The sequence below is a fragment of the Polaromonas eurypsychrophila genome (assembly GCF_014641715.1).
Taxonomy (GTDB): Bacteria; Pseudomonadota; Gammaproteobacteria; order Burkholderiales; family Burkholderiaceae_C; genus Polaromonas; species Polaromonas eurypsychrophila.
In genome coordinates, this window is sequence record NZ_BMIG01000018.1 from 46,908 (window position 1) to 68,976 (window position 22,069).

Genomic DNA, 22,069 nt, shown 5'->3' on the forward strand with positions numbered 1-22,069 from the left:
TAATGTCAGCAGCGGGAAAGACGCTGATCTCTAATCAACAGGAGTTTGCCATGGCCTACAGCCTGGATTTGTCGGGACGGGTTGCACTGGTGACAGGCGCTTCCGGTGGGCTGGGCGCCCAGTTTGCCAAAACCCTGAGCCGCGCCGGCGCGGCAGTGGTGCTGGCGAGCCGGCGCATGGACAAACTCAAGGACCTGCGCGCGCAGATTGAGGCCGACGGGGGCGATGCGCATGTGGTGATGCTTGACGTGACGGACACCGCAAGCATCAAGTCGGCGGTCGCGCATGCCGAGACCGAGGTCGGACCCATCGACATTCTGGTCAACAATTCCGGTGTCGGCGCCACCGGCCGCCTGGAAGATATGTCAGAGGCTGAATACGATTTCGTTCTCAATACAAACACCAAAGGCGCTTTTTTTGTCGCGCAGGAAGTGGGCAAACGTATGCTGGCCCGCGCACGCGGCACAGCGCCGGGCACGTTTTCCGGCGGGCGCATCATCAACATCGCCTCGATGGCCGGCCTGCGCGTGTTGCCGCAGATCGGCGTGTACTGCATGAGCAAGGCGGCGGTCGTGCAGATGACCAAGGCCATGGCGCTGGAATGGGGCAAATTCGGTATCAACGTCAATGCGATCTGCCCCGGCTACATCGACACTGAAATAAACCACCACCATTGGCAGACCGAGCAGGGCAAAAAACTCGTGCAGATGTTGCCGCGCAAACGCGTAGGAACACCCGAGGACCTGGACGCGTTGCTGGTGATGCTGGCCAGCGGCCAGAGTCACTTCATCAACGGCGCCGTGATCGCTGCCGATGATGGCTTCGGCATTTGAGCCAGAAGAAGATTGACCGATGAAAATTGAGATTCCCGAGAGCAAGAAGCAAGTCTTCGAGATGCGCATGCCGATCCGCTGGGGCGACATGGACGCGATGGGCCACGTCAACAACACCAGCTACTTCCGCTACCTGGAGACGGTGCGCATCGACTGGATGTATTCCATCGGCTGCGTGCCGGACCCAAAAGGCGAGGGCCCGGTCATCGTCAACGCGTTTTGCAACTTCTACAAACAGCTTGAATACCCTGGCGATATCCTGATTCGCATGTATGCCAGCGACCCCGGCCGCACCACCTTTGAAACCTGGGGCACGATGGAGCGCATTGACCAGCCCGGCGTGATTTATGCGGCCGGCGGCGCCACCACCATCTGGGTGGACTTTCCGAGCCAGAAAGCAGTCACGCTGCCCGACTGGATGCGCAGCATCGTCGGTTAAAGGTCAAAATGGCCTCCAGCCCATGAGGGTCGGGCGCAAACAGCTATCAAAAATATAGCGTGTTAACCGGCTTGCTTTTGCTTGGGGATACGCCCCATCAGGTAAAACTCGGGGTTGGGCATCATGCTGGAGAAGCTGGCGATGCGGTTGGATAGACCGAAAAATGCGGTGATGGCCGCGATGTCCCAGATGTCTTCGTCATTGAAGCCGTGCGCCTGCAGCGCGGCAAAGTCGGCTTCTCCGACTTCATGCGAGCGCTCGCAAACCTTCATCGCGAAGTCCAGCATGGCGCGCTGGCGCGGCGTGATGTCGGCCTTGCGGTAGTTCACCGCCACCTGGTCGGCGACCAGCGGTTTCTTCTCATAAATTCGCAGTAGCGCACCATGTGCCACCACGCAGTAAAGGCACTGGTTGGCAGCGCTGGTGGTGGTGACGATCATCTCGCGGTCGCCTTTGGTGAGGCCGGATTCTTCCCGCAGCATCAGCGCATCGTGGTAGGCAAAAAAGGCCCGCCATTCGGCCGGACGACGGGCCAGTGCCAGAAACACATTGGGCACAAATCCCGCCTTCTCCTGGACTTCCAGCACCTTGGCTTTTATGTCGTCGGGCAGGTTCGCCAGCTCAGGGGCCGGGTAACGAGAGGAGGTGATGCGAGTTGACTGTGGCGCTGACATGGCGGGCTCCTGCAGTTGGTAGACCTTGAGATTAACCGCGAACTGCAAACAACCGTGGGCCAAAAGCAGGCCGGAAATAGAACAGCCGCCAGTCAGCCCGGAATAACCCGGTACCAACTGGCGGCTGCGCGGTACAAGGCCTCAGGGCCCTGCTTTCAGTTTTGCGCCAAGTCGTAGCGATCCAAGTTCATCACTTTGGTCCAGGCCGCTGCAAAGTCACGCACGAATACTTGCTGCGAGTCGCTGCATGCATAAACCTCTGCGATGGCGCGAAGTTGGGAGTTGGAACCGAAGACCAGATCGACGACCGTACCAGTCCACTTGACCTCGTTCGATGTGCGGTCGCGTCCCTGCAGCACACCTTCAGACTCAATTGGCTGAGGCACATTGGTGTTCATGTCGATCAAGCCGGTGGTCTCCTGAGCGCCTCCTTCGGTCGCGCCTTTGATCACGGCACGATGCGCGCCGGGTTGGTGCCACTTTGTGCCCATATCGAGCAGGTTGACGAAGAAATCGTTGCTCAAAGTTTCAGGCCGCGCAGTGAATACGCCGTGTGCGGTCTGCTGGAAGTTGGCATTCAATGCGCGCATGCCGCCAACCAGTACTGTCATCTCGGGTGCAGTCAGCGTCATCAAATTCGCCCGATCCACCAGCATCTCGGCTGCCGATCCGGTGTGTCCCTTGCGAAGGTAATTGCGGAATCCGTCAGCGGTTGGCTCCAGTACGGCGAACGAGTCCACATCGGTCTGCTCTTGCGACGCATCGGTACGTCCCGGTGTAAACGGAACCTTTACCTCAACCCCGGCCTTCCTGGCAGCGGCCTCAACGGCTGCGGAGCCGCCGAGTACGATCAAATCAGCCATCGAGATTTTCTTGCCACCGGATTGGGCGCCGTTGAAATCTTTTTGAACAGCTTCCAGAGCCTTGAGCACTTTCTCAAGTTCGACCGGCTGGTTGACTTCCCAGAACTTTTGCGGAGCCAGGCGAATTCGCGCGCCGTTCGCGCCACCGCGCTTGTCGCTGCCGCGGAAGGTAGCTGCCGACGCCCATGCCGTCGTGACCAGTTGAGAAATGGAAAGACCGGATGCGAGGACTTTGGCCTTCAGCGCAGCGACGTCCTGCTCAGCGACCAACGCGTGGTCCACTGCGGGAACCGGGTCTTGCCACAGCAGCTCTTCCTTGGGCACAAGTGGGCCAAGATAACGTGCGACCGGGCCCATGTCACGATGCGTCAGCTTGAACCAGGCCCGGGCATAGGCGTCTGCGAATTCCTGGGGGTTCTGGTGAAAGCGCCGCGAAATCTTCTCATAGGCCGGGTCCATCCTCAAAGAGAGGTCGGTGGTGGCCATGAAGGGCGCATGCCGCTTCGACGGATCATGCGCATCCGGCACAGTGCCTGCGCCAGCGCCGTCTTTGGGCTGCCATTGGTGCGCGCCGGCGGGGCTCTTTGTCAGTTCCCACTCAAAACCGAACAGGGTGTCGAAGTAGCTGTTGTCCCACTTGGTTGGGGTTGGGGTCCAGGCGCCTTCAAGGCCGCTGGTGATGGTGTGGACGCCTTTGCCGCTGCCGAAGGTGTTTTTCCAGCCAAAGCCTTGCTCTTCGATGCCGGCGCCTTCTGGCTCGGCTCCGACGTACTTCTCCGGGTCGGCCGCGCCATGGGTTTTACCGAAGGTGTGTCCGCCAGCACAAAGAGCCACTGTTTCCTCGTCGTTCATTGCCATGCGGGCGAACGTTTCGCGGATATCCCGCGCCGCAGCGATGGGGTCCGGGTTACCGTTGGGGCCTTGCGGGTTCACATAAATCAGGCCCATCTGAACGGCACCGAGAGGGCTCTCGAGTTGACGGTCGCCGCTGTAGCGCTCGTCGCCAAGCCATGTGTCTTCACGACCCCAGTAAATGTCCTCGCCTGGCTCCCAGACGTCTTCGCGACCACCGGCAAAACCAAAGGTCTTGAAGCCCATCGAATCCATCGCAACGGTGCCAGTCAGAACAATCAGGTCAGCCCAGGAGATCTTGCGGCCGTACTTCTGCTTGATCGGCCAGAGCAGGCGGCGCGCCTTGTCCAGGTTGCCGTTGTCAGGCCAGCTGTTGAGGGGCGCAAATCGCTGCGTGCCGAAGCCCGAACCGCCGCGACCGTCGGCGATGCGGTAGGTGCCTGCGCTGTGCCAGGCCATACGGACAAAGAATGGGCCATAGTGACCATAGTCTGCCGGCCACCAGTCCTGCGAATCCGTCATCAAGGCGTGGAGGTCTTTAACTACGGCGTGCAAGTCAAGGCTCTTGAACTCCTCGGCGTAATTGAACGCATTGCCCATGGGATCGGACTTCTCGGAGTGCTGGTGCAAGATCTTGAGGTTCAGCTGATTGGGCCACCAGTCCGCATTGCTCCTGGCTCCAGCCACGGTGGGTTTGAGGGCAGCGCCCGCAAATGGGCATGTTGTTTCAGTGGACATGGTTTTCTCTCCGTTGGGTGTTGCGACTTTTGACTCGAGTGAGTTTAGGCTTCGGCCATCGATAGAACAACCCAATAATGACAATCTCTTCGATAGCGTGAAGGTATGACGCCGGCGGATTTGCCGCACAGACTGCTCGCGTATGCTCGCGGCCTGTGCTTTTTTTCTGGAGACTATGCATGCCATCCCAATTTGACAAGGGTCTTGCCACGCGCAAGCAGGTCATGGGCGAAGATTTCGTTGCCAACGCCTTGGCCAACGCCAGCGATTTCACCCGCCCTATCCAGGAGCACATCACCAGCAAAGCCTGGGGCGATGTCTGGCAGCGGCCCGGCCTGGATTTGAAGACGCGAAGCCTGATCACCGTGGCCATGTTGACGGCGCTGGGCAAGCAGCATGAACTCAAAGGCCATCTGCGCGGTGCACTCAACAACGGCGCCACGCCGGCAGAGCTGCAAGAGGTGCTGCTGCACGCGGCTGTATATTGCGGCGTGCCGACAGCGGTTGACGCCTTCAGGACGGCGGCGGAAGTCGTGGACGGACCGAAGCCGGCCTGAGCGCCTGTTTTTGCTGTTTCGACCGTATTCCACCGTTTTAGGACCCCAGCCCATACTCAGCGGTCATAGTTAGCTATCAAAAATATAGCTATCTGGCCGCCCCAAAGGTCACCAGGCTCAGCCGTCCATCAGCTTGTGCACCAGGTCGGCAGTGGTTGAGGCCTTGTACTTTCGCATCAGGCGGGCGCGATAAATTTCGACGGTACGGTGGCTGATGACGAGGGCCCGGCCTATTTCCTTGGAGGTCAGGCCGTCCAGCAGGTGAGCTGCCACCTCGCGCTCCCGCGCTGTCAGTTCGGCCTTGACGGGTCGGCGTGAGCTCAGGTCTTCGAAAGTCCAGATGCCGGACTCATGCGGCGCCGCGCGATTCAGCGCGCGTCCGGTCACATGGCACCAAAAGGTTTCTCCCTTGAGGCGGCCGTCCAACCTTTTCATGATGCGGTCGTCGGCGTAGTGTCCCTTGGCATTGAGGATGGGCAGCATGCGTGCGCCTATGCGTTCGTACTCGTCGGCGCTGGGGTAGAGTATCTGGAATGACTGGCCGATCAATTGCTCGCGCGTGGCGCCGAACATCTCGCACACATGCTGGTTGCAATCCACAATGGTCCGGTTGCGCGACAGCACCAGGCCGACCGGGGCCATGTTGAATGCCAGGCGGTAGTCAATATCCATGAGGTTTGTCAGAGGCAGCGAGGGTTAAACTTTAGGGGTAACTACGTATCTTGATAGGTAGTATCGTAAAGCTTTTGAAGTATGTGTTGAAGTTCTCCAGGAGATTTTTGTGAATAAACTTTTTCCCTCCGCTGCCGAGGCCCTCAAGGGCGTCGTCAAGGACGGCCAGCTGATGGCTGTTGGCGGTTTTGGTTTGTGCGGCATTCCCGAAGCCCTGATTCAGGCCCTGCGGGACAGCGGCACGAAAGACCTGACCGTTATTTCCAACAACGCCGGTGTGGATGGCTTTGGCCTGGGCAAACTGCTTGAGACGCGCCAGATCAAAAAAATGATTGCCAGCTACGTCGGCGAGAACAAGGAGTTCGAGCGCCAGTACCTGGCCGGCGAACTGGCGCTGGATTTCACGCCCCAGGGAACGCTGGCTGAAAAGCTGCGCGCTGGTGGCGCCGGCATTCCGGCCTTTTTCACCAAGACCGGTGTCGGCACCCAGGTGGCCGAGGGCAAGGAGCTGCGTGAATTTGACGGCGAGACTTATGTGATGGAGCACTCGCTGGTGCCCGATGTGTCGCTGGTCAAGGCGGCCGTGGCCGACAAGTCCGGCAACCTGCGTTTTAACCTGACTGCACGCAACTTCAATCCCGCCGCCGCGATGGCCGGCAAGGTCTGCATTGTTGAGGTGGAAAAGATTGTGGAAGTGGGCGAGCTGGCTCCGGACGACATCCACCTGCCAGGCATCTATGTGCACCGCATCGTGCTCAATGCCAGCCCTGAAAAACGCATCGAAAAACGCACCATCACCGAGAAAGCCTGATATGCCCTGGACCCAAGACCAAATGGCGGCGCGTGCCGCCCAGGAACTCGAAGACGGTTTTTATGTGAACCTCGGCATCGGCATCCCGACGTTGGTGGCCAACTTCGTGCCAAGCGATAAGGAAGTCTGGTTGCAGTCTGAAAACGGCATGCTGGGCATAGGAGCTTTTCCGACCGAAGAGCAGGTTGATGCCGACCTGATCAACGCCGGCAAACAAACCGTCACCACCATCAAGGGATCGTCGATTTTCGGCAGTCATGACAGCTTCGCGATGATTCGCGGCGGCAAGATCAACCTGAGCATTTTGGGGGCGATGCAGGTCAGCGAGAAGGGCGACCTGGCCAACTGGATGATTCCCGGAAAGATGGTCAAGGGCATGGGTGGCGCGATGGACTTGGTGGCCGGCGTCAAGCGCTGCATCGTGCTGATGGAGCACGTGGCGAAGAAGAAAGACGGAACGGAAGACTTCAAGATCCTGCCCGAATGCACGCTGCCCCTGACCGGCAAAGCGGTGATCGACCGCATCATCACCGACCTTGCCGTGATGGACGTCACGCCACAGGGCCTGAAGGTGGTCGAGCTGGCGCCCGGCGTGACGATGGAGGCCTTGCAGGCCAAAACCGGGTGCAAGCTGCACTGATGGCCACAGGCGGGTCACTGTCGGTGGCGCGCCGGCGGCGGGTCTGAGCGCATGCTGACAGCCGCCGTGACCGGCGAGCTGTTTGCTGCGGTTGCGCTGCTGCTGTTCTCTGTCAACATCATCCTGACCAAGATCGCCGCCGCGCGGCTCAACCTCAACCTGGGGTTTTTGGTCTCGGTATCGGTCAACGTGCTGTTTGCCGGGCTGCTGTTTTTCATTCAGCTTGCCTGGCGCGAAGACCGCGTGTTGTGGCATCCGGAAGGTTTTTATCTGTTCGTGCTCGCCGGCGCATGCTCAACCTATTTGGGGCGCTGGTTTTTCCTGGAATCGGTGGTGCGGTTTGGGCCGACCCGCGCCAGCATTTTCCAGATCACCAGCCCGCTGTTTGCCGCGCTGCTGGCCTGGGCCTTTCTGCGCGAGACTTTGCAGCCGCTGGAGCTTGCCGGCATGGGCTTGGCGATAGGCGGTTTACTTCTGGTAATTCCTGTGCCGGGCGCCTCATCGAAGTTGCCACTGTCTGAGGAAGTCGCCGCGCAGGGCGCGGAGGCGGCCAGTCTGTCAGCAGCAAAAAACGGCTCTCGTCGGTGGCTGCAGTCCGCATGGTTGCTGGGCGTGGGAAGCTCCTTCGCTTATGCACTGGGCAATATTTTTCGCGGCGCGGCGATACGCAACTGGGACGAGGCGCTGTTGGGCGCACTGATTGGGGCCAGTGGCGGGCTGGTGCTGCATGCCCTGTTCAGCCAGGACAAGAAACAACTGCCTGGCAAGTTCAAAAATGCCGACCGGCGCGGCATGGTGCTTTTTGCGATCAGCGGGGTACTGACGATTTCCGCGCAGACGTGCCTGATCCTGTCACTCAAATACATCCCGGTTTCCGTTGCGGCGTTAATTACGCTGTGCACGCCGGTGCTGGTGTTTCCCATGAGTTATTTGCTGTTGAAAAACAGCGAAAAGATCACGCCACCGACTTTGCTGGGCGGCGCCCTGACGCTAACGGGCGTGGCGTTGATCCTGGTTACATGAGGGGCCAGAGCGGCGCTAAAAGGCTTCGCGCCGGGGCATGGGGGTGCTAGACTGAAATCACAATGCATGGCTCTCACTCTTCCTTGCCCTCCTGGGTGATCTCGGGAGGCTGGCATACGGTTGGCACGATCTCCCTGGCTGCGCTGGTGCTCTGGACCGGCGCCACCGGCCCGGCGCTCGCCAAGGAAGGGACACGCCAACCCGAGCGTGTGACCCTGCAGCTCAAGTGGCGACATCAGTTTCAGTTCGCGGGTTATTACGCGGCTCAGGCGAAAGGCTTTTACAGGGACGAAGGGCTGGAGGTCACGATCAGGGAAGGCGGTCCGGACAGGCCGCCGGTGACCACCGTCCTCAGTGGTCAAGCCCAGTACAGCATTGGTGATTCCGACCTGGTGACAAGCCGGATCAACGGGCAGCCGATTGTGGCGCTGGCGGCGATTTTCCAGCATTCACCCTATGTCATCCTGAGCCGGCAGGATCGCAAATATCCGTGTGCCCAGTGATCTCATAGGCGCAAAGGTCATGCTATCGGAACACCAGGGCGCCATCCAGTTGCGCGCCATGTTGCAGAGCGAGGGGATCGATCCGAAGCGTATCAATATTGTTCCGCAATCGTGGAACCTTGAAGACCTGATCGCAGGCGACGTAGACGCCATGTCAGCGTACGCCACCGTGGAGGCCGCGATGTTACTGGCTCGTGGCGTGGCGCCATCGACAATACGCAGCCTGGACTACGGCATTGATTTCTACGGCGACATTTTGTTCACGACGGAGGCTGAAGTCGGGAAAAATCCTGGACGCACCGCCGCGTTCCTGCGCGCCAGCCTCAAAGGTTGGGACTATGCGCTCAATCATGGCGATGAAATCGCCGGTTTGATCATGGGGACGGACGGTGTCGCACAACGGGGGCTGACGCGCGCGATGCTGGTTCGGGAAGCCGTGGAGATGCTGCCCTTTATTCTTCCCGATGTGGTGGAGATCGGGCATATGAACCCAGGCCGGTTCGAGCACATCGCACGCACGCTGGCGAATCAGGGCCTGGTGCGTACCGATAATTCACTGAAGGGGTTGATGTATGAGCCCGGCGCCGGGATCGATCCCTTGCTGCTGCGGTGGCTGACAGGCGTCAGCCTGGCGGGCTTCGCACTTGTGGCGCTGGGGTTTCTCTGGAATATCCAGATTCATCGCCGGGTGCGTGAGCGGACGCAGGAACTGCAGGCGGAAGTCAGCCACCGGACCAAGGTGCAGCAACAGCTCAAAGTCAGCGAAGAGATGGTTCAACTGATGTTTGAGACCACGGCAGCAGGCCTCGTGATGAATACGCCCGATGGCCGCTTGCTGATGGCCAACCCCGCTTATTACGCGATCACCGGTTTTACCGAGAACGAATTGCGCACCATGGAGATGCGCAATCGAACCCACCCTGAAGACCTGCCTCGTTATCTCGGGCTCAGGAACCGCATGCTTGACGGCGAATTCGATGCGTTCACCGATGATCAGCGCCGTCTGCAAAAAGGTGGCGGTTTCGTATGGATACATGCCACGGTGTCTCTGGTGCGCTCGGCCGATGGGACGCCGACGCATGTCATCGCGGTGGTTGAGGACATCACGACGCGCCGGGCGACAGAGGACAAGCTGCGCCAGAGCGAGATGATGCTGGAGATCGCCGGCCGCACCGCGCAGCTTGGAGGCTGGATGCTGGATTTGTCTGCCGATCAAGTGCTCTGGTCCGACGAAGTCTGCAAAATCCACGACGTGCCTCTGGGCAGCAAGCCGCTGCTGCACGACGTTTTGCTGGCATACGCGCCCGAGGACCGGGAAAAAATCACCGCCGCATTTGACGCATGTATGCGGGACGGCACACCGTTTGACCTGTCGCTAGAGGTCGTCAATACAAGCGGGCGCCGCGTATGTATACGAACCATTGCCGAGGCACTGCGGGACAGCAGCGGCAAGATCACCCGGATTCATGGCTCCTGCCAGGACATCACCGAAAGTAAGCAGGCGCAGGACAGCATTCTGCGTCTCAACGCCGAGCTGGAAGACCGTGTGCGGCGGCGCACCGCCGAGCTGGAAGCGGTGAACCAGGAGCTGGAAGCCTTCTCCTATTCCGTGTCACACGACCTTCGCTCCCCGCTGAACACGATTGACGGATTCAGCCAGTTGATGGAGCGCATGAGCGCGGACAAAATCGGCGAGCAAGGACGGCATTACCTGAGCCGAATTCGCGCGGGAACCCGGCAGATGGGCGAGCTGATCGAGGGTTTGCTGTCGTTGGCCAAACTCACGCGCGATCCGCTGCGTTCCGCAGTGGTCGATCTCGCGGCCATCGCCAGTCGGGCGGTGCAGGCGTGCGAGGAACGGGACCCTGCGCGTCAGGTGCAGGTACACATCCAGCAGGGTCTGCTGGCGCACGCCGACCCTGTGTTGCTGTCGGTCGTCATGGACAACCTGGTGAGCAATGCCTGGAAATTCACGTCCAAGCAGCCGTCGGCACGAATTGATATTGGCTCTGAGGCCGGCACCCATGGTGAAACTGTATATTTCGTCAAGGACAACGGTGCCGGCTTTGACATGGCCCATGTGGACAAGCTTTTTGGCACCTTCCAGCGACTTCATTCGCCGACGGATTTTGCGGGAACCGGCATTGGCCTGGCGACCGTGCAGCGCATCATCTCCAGGCATGGAGGACGGGTCTGGGCACACGCTGTTGAAGGGCAGGGCGCGGCGTTTTATTTCACGCTCGGCAAGGCGCAGGGTTGACGCGCCAATAACTGCGTGATGGTCAAGCCGGCACAAGGCGCCGGCAACAGGCCAAAAAAGTGGAGCGGGTGATGGGAATCGAACCCACGCTATTTGCTTGGGAAGCAAAAGTTCTGCCATTGAACTACACCCGCGTGGACTGATTGTAAAACCTCAGGGCGCACGATTCCAGGAAAAATCAGGGGCGCAAATAAGCCCAACCTTCGCCCTGCTTTTTCATGATTTCCGCCACCCCGGCCGGCACATAGCTGATGGCGGGCAGCATGTCGTCCTTGGCGATTTTCTGGGCACGCATGGTGTTTTCACAGGCGACCACACGCACATTGGCTTTCATCGCATCGGCGACACGCGAGCCGGTCGGTGACTCGAGCTTGAGCATGCCGATGCCGGGGCCGTAGGCGACGATGGCGATGTCCACGTTGGCGGCACCGACGTCGTCCTGCAGGTTTTTGGCGTTGTTCAGTGCCAGGTTCCATTTGGCCGGGTCGTTGTCGCTGACCTGGATCACGATTTTGTGACGTTTTTGGCCTGTAGTGCCCGTCCCCTGGGCGTTAGCAGCTATCAAAAACGGAGCGGACAGGGTGGCAGCGCCAACCAGGCCGGCTTGGAGAAGCAGTCTGCGGTTCATCATTTTTGAATGTCTCCCAGGCACAGGTATTTCATTTCGAGGTACTCGTCCATGCCGTGGCTGGAGCCTTCGCGGCCCAGGCCGGACTGCTTGACGCCGCCGAAGGGCACATGTTCGGTGGCGATCACGCCGGCGTTGATGCCGACCATGCCATATTCGAGCGCCTCAGCGACGCGGTAGATGCGGCCGATGTCGCGGCTGTAGAAGTAACTGGCCAGGCCGAACTCGGTGTTGTTGGCTGCATCAATGGCTTCCTGCTCGTGCGTGAAGCGGAACACCGGCGCGAACGGGCCGAAGGTTTCCTCCCTGGCGCACAACATGTCGCTGGTGGCTTCGGAAATCACGGTCGGTTCAAAAAACTGGCCCTTCATGCGGTGGCCGCCGGCGAGCAACTTGCCGCCCTTGGCAATCGCGTCATCGACGTGGCGCTGTACCTTGTCAACAGCCGAGTCTTCGATCAGCGGGCCCTGCACCACGCCATCCTCGAAACCATTGCCGACCTTGAGCAGTTTCACTTTGGCGGCGAATTTTTCAACGAACTGGTCGTACACGCCGTCCTGCACATAAATGCGGTTGGCGCAGACGCAGGTCTGGCCGGCATTGCGGTATTTGCTGGCCATCGCGCCTTCGACGGCCGAGTCGATGTCGGCATCGTCGAACACGATGAAGGGCGCGTTGCCACCCAGCTCGAGCGCCAGCTTCTTGATCGAGGGCGCGCTTTGTGCCATCAGGATGCGGCCGACCTCGGTGGAGCCGGTGAAGCTGATGTGGCGCACGGTATCGCTGGCGCAGAACACCTTGCCGACGGCGATCGAGTTGTCGCTGTCGGCGGTCAGGACATTGAGCACACCTGCCGGGATGCCGGCGCGCATGGCCAACTCGGCCGCGGCCAGGGCGGTCAACGGCGTCAGTTCGGCAGGCTTGATGACCACCGGGCAGCCGGCGGCCAGGGCCGGTGCCACCTTGCGCGTGATCATGGCCAGCGGGAAGTTCCATGGCGTGATGGCCGCGCAGACTCCGATGGGTTGCTTCAAGACCATCAGGCGGCGGTTGTTGTCGAACTGCGGCAGGGTTTCGCCGTTGACGCGTTTGGCTTCCTCGGCGAACCACTCGACAAAACTGGCACCGTAGCCGACTTCGCCCTTGGCTTCGGCAAAAGGTTTGCCCTGCTCGGCGGTCATGATGCGGCCCAGATCTTCCTGGTTAGCCATCAGAAGCTGGTACCACTTCATCAAAATTGCGTGGCGCTCCTTGCCGGTCTTGCTGCGCCAGGCCGGCCAGGCGGAATTGGCGGCGGCAATCGCGTCTTCGGCGTCTGTGGCGCCCAGGTTGGCCACATCAGCCAGCTTCAGCCCGGTGGACGGGTCGTTGACGTCGAAACGGGCCGCGCCCTTGAGCCACTGGCCGTTGATCAGGGCGTCGGTCTTGAACAGGCTGGGGTCTTTGAGCAGCGAGATTGGGGAAGTCTTCATGTCCATTAGAGGTCTTTCTGGAAACGGGAGCTGCAGCGGCTCATTGGTGTAATTCCCAAGCATAGCGCGTCGTGAGGCTTTGTGTACCCCGGTCGGGCGCGGCCGCGCTGAAACTTATAATCAAAAACCAAGGCAAATCGAGCACCCCGGTGCGGTCGGCCGCTCCGGGCTGCAGGCCCGGCTGGCGCTGGCCTCACCCGCAACCCACACACCATGAGCACACCCACTTTCACCGTCGCTGACATCCGCAAGAGTTTCCTGGACTTTTTCGCGTCCAAGGGCCACACCGTGGTGGCTTCCAGTTCACTGGTGCCGGGTAACGATCCGACCCTGATGTTCACCAACTCTGGCATGGTGCAGTTCAAGGATGTGTTCCTGGGCTCCGACAAACGCCCTTATGTGCGTGCCGCCTCGGTGCAGGCCTGCCTGCGTGCCGGTGGCAAACACAACGACCTGGAAAACGTCGGCTACACCGCGCGCCACCACACCTTCTTCGAGATGCTGGGCAACTGGAGCTTTGGCGACTACTTCAAGCGAGAGTCGCTGAAGTGGGCCTGGGAGCTGCTGACCGAGGTTTACAAACTGCCGCCCGAGCGCCTGCTGGCCACCGTGTATGAGGAAGACGACGAGGCGTACGACATCTGGACCAAGGAGATTGGTCTGCCGCCCGAGCGTGTGATCCGCATCGGCGACAACAAGGGTGGCCGCTACAAGTCCGACAACTTCTGGATGATGGCCGACACTGGCCCCTGCGGTCCCTGCAGCGAGATTTTCTACGACCACGGCGCCCACATCCCCGGCGGCCCGCCGGGCAGCCCGGATGAAGACGGCGACCGTTTCATCGAGATCTGGAACAACGTGTTCATGCAGTTCGATATGGCCGCCGACGGCAGCGTCAGCCAACTGCCCGCGCCCTGCGTGGACACCGGCATGGGCCTGGAGCGCCTGGCCGCCATCCTGCAGCATGTGCACAGCAATTATGAAATCGACATCTTCGACGCGCTGATCAAGGCGGCCTCGCGCGAGACCGGCGAGAAAGATCTGAGCAATAAATCGCTGTTTGTCATCGCCGACCACATCCGCGCCACTGCCTTCCTGGTCAGCGATGGCGTGAATCCGTCCAATGAAGGCCGCGGTTATGTGCAGCGCCGCATCATCCGCCGCGCGATCCGGCATGGTTACAAGCTGGGCAAGAAGACCCCGTTTTTCCACAAACTGGTGGCCGACCTGGCGCAACAAATGGGCGCGGCCTATCCCCGGCTTGCGTCGGAGGAAAAACGCATCACGGCCGTTCTCAAGGCTGAAGAGGAGCGCTTCTTCGAGACGCTTGAAATCGGCATGACGATTCTGGACACCGCATTGGCTGGTGGCGCCAAGGTGCTGCCGGGCGATGTCGCCTTCAAGCTGCATGACACCTATGGTTTTCCGCTGGACCTGTCGGCCGATGTTTGCCGCGAGCGTGGCGTCGAGGTCGATGAAGCCGGCTTTAGCGCTGCCATGGACAGGCAGAAGAACCAGGCGCGTGCCGCTGGCAAGTTCAAGATGGACCGCGCGCTGGACTACAGCGGCGACATCAACAGCTTCACCGGTTACGACATCCTCGAAGAGCCCGCCAAGGTGGTGGCGCTCTACGCCGACGGCGTGGCGGTGCAGGCACTTAACCCAGGGCAGAGTGGTGTTGTGGTGCTGAACAGCACACCGTTTTATGCGGAGAGTGGCGGCCAGGTCGGCGACCAGGGCACGCTAAGTGCCGACCCTTCGACAAGCTCAGGGCGAACGGAATTTACCGTCGAGGACACGCAGAAGGTCAAGGCCGATGTGTTCGGCCACCACGGCACCCAGACCCAGGGTAGCCTGAAGCTTGGCGACGCGGTGCTGGCCCGGGTGGACACCGCGCGCCGCGCCGCCACCGTGCGCAACCACAGCGCCACCCATTTGATGCACAAGGCCTTGCGTGAAGTGCTGGGTGATCATGTTCAGCAAAAAGGCAGTCTGGTCAACGCCGAGCGCACGCGTTTCGACTTTGCGCATAACGCACCGGTGACCGATGAGCAGATCCGTGAGATCGAGGCGCGCGTCAATACCGAGATCATGGCCAACGAGGCCACTGACGCCAGCGTGATGAACATGGATGCTGCGCAGAAAACCGGCGCCATGATGCTGTTCGGCGAAAAATACGGCGACGAGGTGCGTGTGTTGAGCATTGGTTCAAGCAAGGAGTTGTGCGGCGGCACCCATGTGGGCCGCACCGGCGACATCGGCCTGTTCAAGATCGTGGCCGAGGCCGGCGTGGCCTCGGGCGTGCGCCGCATCGAAGCGGTGACTGGTGCCAATGCGCTGGCGTATCTGCAGTCGCTCGAATCCGCCATGCAGGCGGCGGCTTCCTCGTTGAAGGCCAGTCCGACCGAGCTGCAGCACCGCATCGGCCAGGTGCTGGACCAGGTCCGCTCGCTCGAAAAGGAAATTGCCGCGCTCAAGGGCAAACTCGCTTCGTCGCAGGGGGACGAGCTGATGGCGCAGGCGGTGGATGTGAAAGGCCTCAAAGTGCTGGCCGCCCGGCTCGAAGGCGCGGACGCCAAAACCCTGCGCGACACCATGGACAAACTCAAGGACAAGCTCAAGACAGCGGTGATCGTGCTCGCGGCGGTCGATGGCGACAAAGTGCAGATTGCCGCCGGTGTGACGGCCGACAGCGTGGGCAAGGTGAAGGCGGGCGAACTGGTCAACTTTGTCGCCCTGCAGGTCGGCGGCAAGGGCGGCGGCAAGGCTGACCTGGCGATGGCCGGTGGTAGCGACGCCTCCAAGCTGGCCGGTGCGCTTTCGTCGGTGCAGGCCTGGGTGGCTGAACGCGCCTAGCGGTCTTCATGCTACTTAATCAATAGCTGCTTGCGCATATGGGGAAAGGGCTAAAGGCACTTTTTATCTGTGGTTTGCTGGCCACTGGTCTGCCGGGGGGAGTTGCTGCGGCTGCCGCGCCGCAAGAAGTCAGCTACCCCAGCCACGATGGCACGCTGATCAAGGCCTGGGTCGTTCTGCCCGATGGCCCAGTGCCTCGGGGCAGCGTGGTGGCATTGCATGGCTGTGGTGGCCTGTACGCCAGCCGGGGTGCGCGCAGGGGCCAGCTCAACGCTCGCCATCAAGCCATGGCCGATATGCTGGTGGGGCAGGGTTATGCAGCGGTCTTTCCCGACAGCCTCTCGCCGCGTGGCGAGTCCGAGCTGTGCACACAGAAAATAGGCTCTCGCCAGATCGACCAGACGCAACGGCGCGCCGATGCGCTGGGGACACTGGCCTGGGTCGCCGCCCAGCCTTGGGCTACTTCAGGCCGCATTGCGCTGCTCGGTTGGTCGCATGGCGGCAGCGCGGTACTGGCGGCCACCGATTTGTCGCGTGCCGATGTGCGTGCACAGTTGCCGCAGCCTGCATTGGCTGTGGCGTTTTACCCGGGCTGTAGCGCTGCCTTGAAGTCGGGCTACAGGCCAAACGCACGGTTGGTGCTGATGCTCGGCGAAAAAGACGACTGGACGCCGCCCGGCCCCTGTGTGGAACTGGGCAAAACGATGGGTGCCGAAGTCAATCTTTATGCCGACAGTTACCACGACTTTGACAGTCCGGTTGGCGAAGTGCGGCTGCGCCTGGACGTGCCGAATGGTGTCAACCTGGGGCAGGGCGTGCACGTCGGCCCCAACCCGGCGGCGCGCGAGCAGGCCTATGCGCGGTTGCGCGAACTGCTGGCACAAGCCTTCCGGTAAAAACTCAAGCGGCTACCAAAGCCTGAACTTGCCTCAGACTTGCCACGGTGCGCAGACAGGCCTGCGCAACTTCCGTGCCCTTGACGACAAAGTGCTCGCTGAAAAAGCGCTGATGCTCTTCGTGGGCATGAAAGTGCTGCGGCGTCAGAACGGCCGATAACACCGGCACACCGGTGTCGAGCTGCACCCGCATCAGGCCGCTGATCACGGCGTCGGCGACAAACTCGTGGCGGTAGATGCCGCCGTCGGCCACCAGGCCGCAGGCGACGATAGCCGCGTAACGGCCGGTGCGTGCGAGCTGCTGCGCATGCAGGGGAATCTCGAAGGCGCCCGGTACCTCCAGCAAGTCGATGTCCTGCTTCGGTACTTCATGCTTGGCCATTTCTGCCAGAAACGCATCGCGTGCCTGGTTAACGATGTCGGCGTGCCAACTGGCCTGGATGAAACAGAACCGGGCAGGAAGTTGCGGCGGCGAGGCGCTGGTTGGGGGATGTCGCTGACTCATAAGCTTCTCCTGAAAACGGCTATGGAAATTCAGGGCGCACGAGTCATTGGTCCGCGGGCAAGCCGGCGCGCAGGCGTCGGCCCACGGCGGGGGCCATGGACGTCGCGCTCTCTTTCATCCGGACTGTGACCGTCGGCTTCGGAGTTCAACCGAATCTGCTGACCCCGGCTTCCTTGAAAAAGCCGGGCGCTCGCGGGCTGATGCGCGTTAACGCAAACACCGCCGGTGGGGAATTTCGCCCCGCCCTGAGAACGCTGTGCCGGTGTAAATGGCCGGCACACAAGAATTTTAAGCGCCGTTTCAAAGCCGAAGCTGCGCGCGGGCTTTGGGTACAGTGTTTCGATCAAGAGGCTGCAACACCGCATTGCAAGCGGGGGCCGCGATCCGGCTTCGCCGGGCGCGAGGCGCCCGCCCCTGCAAGGGGGAGGAGGCGAAGCCTCCACGGGGTGTGCTTAGTCCACCTCGGCAATCAGCTCGATTTCAACGCAGGCACCCATCGGGATTTGCGCCACGCCAAACGCACTGCGCGCATGGCTGCCCGCTGCGCCAAAGACGTCGGCGAACAGCTCGCTGGCGCCGTTCGTGACCAGGTGCTGCTCGGTGAAGTCGCCGGTGGAGTTGACCAGGCTCATCAGCTTGACGATGCGTTTGACCTTGCCGAGGTCGCCCACTGCCGCATGCAGCGTGCCCATCAGGTCGATGGCGATGGCGCGCGCCGCCGCCTTGCCTTCTTCTGCATTCATGTTTTTGCCAAGCTGGCCGACCCAGGGCTTGCCGTCTTTTTTGGCGATGTGCCCGCTCAGAAACACCAGCTTGCCGGTCTGCACAAAGGGCACGTAGGCGGCGGCGGGAACCGCCACTGGTGGCAGCGTGATGCCCAAGGCCTTGAGTTTGTCGTAAATCGGGCTCGTGCTCATGGTGTTCTCTCCTGATGCGGCAATTTCGTACCGGTTGATGATTAAAAAGACCTCTAGCCCTTGTCGGACGGGCGCAAGCAGCTATAAAAACAGTAGCAATTGCAGATCGAACCGGAATTATTTCTAGCCCGGCTCGGGCAGCGGCGTGACCGTCACGGCCACGTCCAGCACATGGCGGGCGCCGCCACGGATCACCCCGCGCATTGGCGACACGTCCAGAAAGTCGCGGCCGGTGGCCAGCGTCACATAGTCTTCGCCGGGGGCGCGGTTGTTGGTCGGATCGAAGTCCAGCCAGACCCCCGCGTTTTGCCCGATCGCAAGCCGCATGCCGCCGGCGTCGCTGGCCAGCGGGCAATAGACCGAGGCCCAGGCGTGTGAGGCGTCGCTGCCGATCAGGCGCGGTTGGCCGGGCGGAGGGTTGGTCAGCAGGTAGCCGCTGACATAACGTGCCGGCACCCCCATGGAGCGGCAGCATGCGACCATGATGTGGGCAAAATCCTGGCACACACCTTTGCGCAGTTGCAGTGCGTCGAGCGCCGGCGTGCCGACGTCGGTGCTATCGCTGTCGTAGGCCATCTCGCTGTGGATGCGCGCCATCAAGTGCTGCGCGGCTTCGGGCAGGGGCCGGCCCGGCGAGAAGCTGGGTCGGGCAAATTCCGCGAAGGCCTCGTCGCGTGGGACGTAGGGGGAGGCGAAGACAAACTCGCAGGCGCTGTCATACGCGCCGCCGGCCTGGTAGCGAAACTGCTCGCGCACCTGCTCCCACGCCAGCCCGGCCAACGCGTGGCTGGCCTCCGGCACAGCCAGCGTGGAGACCACGCTTTCGGCCACCACGGTCAGCTCTTCATGGGGCGTGTGCAGCGAGAAGAAGGTGCGGGTGTTGCCATAGACGTCGGGCAACTCGTGCATTTGCGCCGGCTGCGGGCTGATCGTCAACTGGTGGCTCAGCAGTTGCTGGCCGGCGTGGCTGGCCGGCTTGAGGTGCAGCACATGGTGCGCACTTTCCACCGTCGGGCTGTACGCATAACGCGTTTCGTGAACAAGGTGTAGCAGCATCGGAGGTATCAAAAAAAGGACGGCTCAGGTGCCCAGGCTGTGTTCGTCCGCCGCCACATGGCTGAAGTAACGACGGCTCAGCGTGTCCGAGAGTTCGAAGGCAGCATTGCAGCACTGGCCCAGTTGCGCCAGCAAGCCCTCGTAACGCTGGTCTTGTGGCAGCTCGGGCGCAGGCGTGCAGAGGTCAGACAGTTGCCAACTGCCCGGGTCGGGCAGTCCGGGTGTCAGGTCCGGCACCGGCTGTGGCGCGCCCACCGTGTTTTCGGCCAGACGCGCGAGCCGACCGCGCAGTGTTTGCGCCACCCATCCGAGCGAGCGCGGGTTATCGCGGTCCAGCACCAGCAAGTCCAGCAAGGCAGCAACGTCGCGCTGCTGCTGGTACTGGGCGTGAAAAGTGATGGTGCTGTCAAACAAGGCAACGATTGCGCCGAAGCCGCCTTCATCGTGCACGGCGCCGGTTTCAAAACCAAGCATCAAGGCGGCGGCCAGAGTGTTCAGGCGCTCAATATGGCGGCCGGTGCTGAGCAGGCGCCAGCCGTCGTCGCGCGTCATGCGGTCAGTCTGCGCGCCGGTCATGGCAGCCAGGAAGCTGCTAGCCGACTCCAGAGCGCGCAGCGCCTCGACCGACGAATATTCAAGTGCCTGGGTGACCGGGTGGTCGGGGCCGGTGAAGCTCTCGCAGCGCCGGAAAAAATCTTCCTCGGCGCGCACGATCACATGCCACTGCTCTTGAGACAGGCGCTCGCGCACTGCTGAAGCTGCGCCCTTGAGCGCGCGCAGGTTGTAGCCGACGCTGGCGGCGCGCTCGGTATCGGCCAGGCTGGAGATTAGCGAGCGCTCGAAGACACGGCGCGCCTGCGTGGCCGGAGGAACCGTGTCGAGCACCAGCCCGTTTTTGACGGCCAGCTCCGACAGCCAGGCCAGCAGCGGCGGGGATGACTGGTCCTCGCCGCTCAGCGATTGCAATGTCAGTTGGGCGAGCCGGATGGCGTTTTCGGTGCGTTCGGTGTAACGGCCCAGCCAGAACAGGTTTTCAGCGGCGCGGCTGGTGACCGGTGGTTTGTGGCGTGCCAGATGGATGGGGCTTGCCTGGACGACGGGTTCCGCATGGGCCTCGGTCGCCATCCGCGATTTTTTACCGCTGCTGCTGCGGATGCTTGCGCTGCCTGCAGGCGCGGAAGTCTCGGCCATCGCCCACACGTCGGCGCTGCTGCCGCCTTGCTGCATCGATGCGATCTTGTCGTTGGGGCCGGCCAGACGGGCCAGCCCGCCCGGCAGCACCTGCCAGGAGCCGCTGCCGTCGGCCACCGCGAAGACACGCAGCATGGCCGAGCGCGGCGCGAGCCGGTTGCCATGCCAGGTCGGCGTCTGGGACAGCGGCAAATAGGCCTGCACGGTGTAGTCGTCGCTGCGCCGCACCAGCCGGCCGGCCCATTCGTCAAGCTCGCGGGTGGACAGCGTCTGCGCGATCACCGATTCAATGCCGGAGTCGGGGTAAGTGCCCTTGATGACACAGTTTTTGAGCAGCGGCAGCACTTCCTGCAGTGCGGCCTGTTCGCCGCACCACCAGGTGGCCAGCGAGGGCAGGGCCAGCTGCTCGTCCAGCAGGTGCCGCGACAAGGCTGGCAAAAAACCGAGCAGCGCACTCGACTCCAGAAAGGCCGAGCCCGGCGCATTGGCCACCAGCACATTGCCCGCGCGAATCACCTGCAGCAGTCCGGGCACGCCCAGCGTGGAGTCGGAGCGCAGCTCCAGCGGGTCAAGGAATTCGTCGTCCAGGCGTTTGAGCAGGCCATGCACCGGCTCCAGGCCCTGCAGGGTCTTGAGGTAAAGCTTGTCGGCCCGCACCAGCAGGTCGCTGCCTTCAACCAGCGTCAGCCCGAGGTAACGCGCCAGGTAGGCGTGTTCAAAATAGGTTTCGTTGTAGGGACCGGGTGTCAGCAAAACGATGCGGCTGTCTTCACCGCGCGCACCTGCCGGGCTGTGGGCCTTCATGCCGTCGATCAGCGCTTTGTAGGAAGCGGCCAGCGCCTGCACTTTCATTTCACGAAAAGCTTGCGGGAAAAGCCGCGAGATAGTCAGGCGGTTTTCCAGCAGGTAGCCCAGGCCGGACGGCGCCTGGGTGCGTTGCGAGACCACCCACCAGCGCCCGTCGGGGCCGCGTGCCAGATCAAAGGCCGCGATGTGCAGAAAAGCGCCGCCTGCCGGCTGAACGCCGTGCATGGCGCGCAGGTAGCCGGGGTGCCCCTGTACCAGCGCCGTTGGCAGCAGGCCCAGCGATAGCAACTGCTGCGGGCCATACACGTCGGCCATGATTCGGTCCAGGAGGCGGGCACGCTGCGTGATGCCGGTGGCGATTTGCGCCCAGTCTTGGGCTGACAGAAGCAGTGGAAACAGGTCCAGCGACCAGGGACGCTGCGGGCCGTTGGCATCGGCATAGACGTTGTAGGTCACGCCGTTGTCGCGAATCTGGCGGTGCAGGTTGGCGGTGCGGTGGCTCAGGTCGTCAAAGCCATCGCCGCCGAGGAAATTGAAAAAGCGGTGCCAGTCGGGTGCCAGCTTGGCCGGCGGCCGGGTGGCGGCAATGGCCGCAGGCGGGACGGCCGTGACGGATGCTGTGCCGGCCAGATGCAGCGACGACTGGCTTTGTTGCTGGCTCTGGGTGGGTGCGGGGGGCGGTTTGTCCAGCGTCCGACCGTGTAACTCGTCGAAGTGACCGGCTGAGGCCGGCTGTGCCAGTGCAACGGCCAGATCGACAGGAGACTCCAGCGCTACGGCTGCAAAAAGAGAGGGGTTGTTTTCCACGCTGGCCCAAGTATGCCCTCATGCAGGGGGAGCGACCGCCCGGTTTGTGGTGTCTATCAGACACAAACC

19 protein-coding genes, 1 tRNA gene and 1 riboswitch are annotated in these 22,069 nt (G+C 61.8%); of the genes, 10 read left to right on the forward strand and 10 right to left on the reverse strand.

The window, feature by feature from the left end:
- The first annotated feature begins 50 nt into the window (after positions 1-50).
- Positions 51-833, forward strand: a complete 783-nt coding sequence (locus tag IEX16_RS18300) for an SDR family oxidoreductase (RefSeq protein ID WP_188709926.1) — start codon at positions 51-53, stop codon at positions 831-833.
- Between the two features lie 19 nt (positions 834-852).
- Positions 853-1,272 (forward strand): acyl-CoA thioesterase, encoded by a 420-nt coding sequence (locus tag IEX16_RS18305; RefSeq protein ID WP_188709927.1) that lies wholly within the window; start codon positions 853-855, stop codon positions 1,270-1,272.
- Between the two features lie 62 nt (positions 1,273-1,334).
- On the opposite strand, the gene IEX16_RS18310 is transcribed toward IEX16_RS18305, so the two are convergent.
- Entirely contained in the window at positions 1,335-1,946 is a 612-nt protein-coding gene (locus tag IEX16_RS18310; RefSeq protein ID WP_188709928.1) for a peroxidase-related enzyme, read from the reverse strand.
- A gap of 155 nt (positions 1,947-2,101) precedes the next feature.
- Positions 2,102-4,399 carry a catalase/peroxidase HPI gene (gene katG, locus IEX16_RS18315; protein ID WP_188709929.1) on the reverse strand — a complete coding sequence of 766 codons (2,298 nt, stop codon included), beginning with the start codon at positions 4,397-4,399 and terminating at the stop codon, positions 2,102-2,104.
- A gap of 179 nt (positions 4,400-4,578) precedes the next feature.
- Here katG and IEX16_RS18320 point away from each other — a divergent pair, with 179 nt between their 5' ends.
- The gene (locus tag IEX16_RS18320; protein WP_188709930.1) at positions 4,579-4,956 is read left to right on the forward strand and encodes a carboxymuconolactone decarboxylase family protein; all 378 of its coding nucleotides are present in this window, start codon (positions 4,579-4,581) and stop codon (positions 4,954-4,956) included.
- A 117-nt stretch (positions 4,957-5,073) separates the two neighbouring features.
- Here the strand turns inward: IEX16_RS18320 and IEX16_RS18325 are convergent, their stop codons facing one another.
- Positions 5,074-5,628 (reverse strand): PAS and helix-turn-helix domain-containing protein, encoded by a 555-nt coding sequence (locus tag IEX16_RS18325; RefSeq protein WP_188709931.1) that lies wholly within the window; start codon positions 5,626-5,628, stop codon positions 5,074-5,076.
- Between the two features lie 109 nt (positions 5,629-5,737).
- On the opposite strand from IEX16_RS18325, the gene IEX16_RS18330 reads away from it, so the two are divergent.
- From IEX16_RS18330 to IEX16_RS18350, 5 genes are all read left to right on the forward strand, one after another.
- Positions 5,738-6,439, forward strand: coding sequence for a CoA transferase subunit A (locus tag IEX16_RS18330; RefSeq protein ID WP_188709932.1), 702 nt, complete (start codon positions 5,738-5,740; stop codon positions 6,437-6,439).
- 1 nt (position 6,440) lies between these two features.
- Positions 6,441-7,079 (forward strand): 3-oxoacid CoA-transferase subunit B, encoded by a 639-nt coding sequence (locus tag IEX16_RS18335; protein WP_188709933.1) that lies wholly within the window; start codon positions 6,441-6,443, stop codon positions 7,077-7,079.
- Between the two features lie 51 nt (positions 7,080-7,130).
- Positions 7,131-8,102 carry a DMT family transporter gene (locus IEX16_RS18340; protein WP_229676422.1) on the forward strand — a complete coding sequence of 324 codons (972 nt, stop codon included), beginning with the start codon at positions 7,131-7,133 and terminating at the stop codon, positions 8,100-8,102.
- Positions 8,103-8,164: 62 nt separating this feature from the next.
- The gene (locus IEX16_RS20275; protein ID WP_188709934.1) at positions 8,165-8,605 is read left to right on the forward strand and encodes an ABC transporter substrate-binding protein; all 441 of its coding nucleotides are present in this window, start codon (positions 8,165-8,167) and stop codon (positions 8,603-8,605) included.
- A gap of 19 nt (positions 8,606-8,624) precedes the next feature.
- On the forward strand, positions 8,625-10,865 hold the full coding sequence (locus IEX16_RS18350) for a PAS domain S-box protein (RefSeq protein WP_188709935.1): 2,241 nt from the start codon (positions 8,625-8,627) through the stop codon (positions 10,863-10,865).
- A gap of 60 nt (positions 10,866-10,925) precedes the next feature.
- On the opposite strand, the gene IEX16_RS18355 is transcribed toward IEX16_RS18350, so the two are convergent.
- The 3 genes from IEX16_RS18355 to IEX16_RS18365 form a co-directional block, all read right to left on the reverse strand.
- A tRNA-Gly gene (locus tag IEX16_RS18355) sits at positions 10,926-10,999 on the reverse strand.
- 44 nt (positions 11,000-11,043) lie between these two features.
- Positions 11,044-11,496: a DsrE family protein gene (locus IEX16_RS18360; RefSeq protein ID WP_229676423.1), complete on the reverse strand. Its 453-nt coding sequence runs from the start codon at positions 11,494-11,496 to the stop codon at positions 11,044-11,046.
- On the reverse strand, positions 11,493-12,971 hold the full coding sequence (locus IEX16_RS18365) for an NAD-dependent succinate-semialdehyde dehydrogenase (protein ID WP_188709936.1): 1,479 nt from the start codon (positions 12,969-12,971) through the stop codon (positions 11,493-11,495). Before IEX16_RS18365 ends, IEX16_RS18360 begins: the two co-directional genes overlap by 4 nt.
- A gap of 207 nt (positions 12,972-13,178) precedes the next feature.
- On the opposite strand from IEX16_RS18365, the gene alaS reads away from it, so the two are divergent.
- Together alaS and IEX16_RS18375 are read left to right on the forward strand one after the other, a co-directional pair.
- A complete protein-coding gene (gene alaS / locus IEX16_RS18370; RefSeq protein WP_188709937.1) occupies positions 13,179-15,821 on the forward strand; it encodes an alanine--tRNA ligase in 2,643 nt (880 codons plus the stop codon).
- 38 nt (positions 15,822-15,859) lie between these two features.
- A complete protein-coding gene (locus IEX16_RS18375) occupies positions 15,860-16,717 on the forward strand; it encodes a dienelactone hydrolase family protein (RefSeq protein WP_188709938.1) in 858 nt (285 codons plus the stop codon).
- A 4-nt stretch (positions 16,718-16,721) separates the two neighbouring features.
- On the opposite strand, the gene IEX16_RS18380 is transcribed toward IEX16_RS18375, so the two are convergent.
- From IEX16_RS18380 to IEX16_RS18395, 4 genes are all read right to left on the reverse strand, one after another.
- Positions 16,722-17,222 (reverse strand): 6,7-dimethyl-8-ribityllumazine synthase, encoded by a 501-nt coding sequence (locus IEX16_RS18380; RefSeq protein WP_188709939.1) that lies wholly within the window; start codon positions 17,220-17,222, stop codon positions 16,722-16,724.
- A 102-nt stretch (positions 17,223-17,324) separates the two neighbouring features.
- Positions 17,325-17,479, reverse strand: a riboswitch (FMN riboswitch).
- A 195-nt stretch (positions 17,480-17,674) separates the two neighbouring features.
- The gene (locus IEX16_RS18385; protein WP_188709940.1) at positions 17,675-18,139 is read right to left on the reverse strand and encodes a RidA family protein; all 465 of its coding nucleotides are present in this window, start codon (positions 18,137-18,139) and stop codon (positions 17,675-17,677) included.
- Positions 18,140-18,262: 123 nt separating this feature from the next.
- Positions 18,263-19,195 carry a transglutaminase family protein gene (locus IEX16_RS18390; protein WP_188709941.1) on the reverse strand — a complete coding sequence of 311 codons (933 nt, stop codon included), beginning with the start codon at positions 19,193-19,195 and terminating at the stop codon, positions 18,263-18,265.
- A 24-nt stretch (positions 19,196-19,219) separates the two neighbouring features.
- Positions 19,220-22,000 carry a circularly permuted type 2 ATP-grasp protein gene (locus IEX16_RS18395; protein ID WP_188709942.1) on the reverse strand — a complete coding sequence of 927 codons (2,781 nt, stop codon included), beginning with the start codon at positions 21,998-22,000 and terminating at the stop codon, positions 19,220-19,222.
- Positions 22,001-22,069 lie beyond the last annotated feature (69 nt).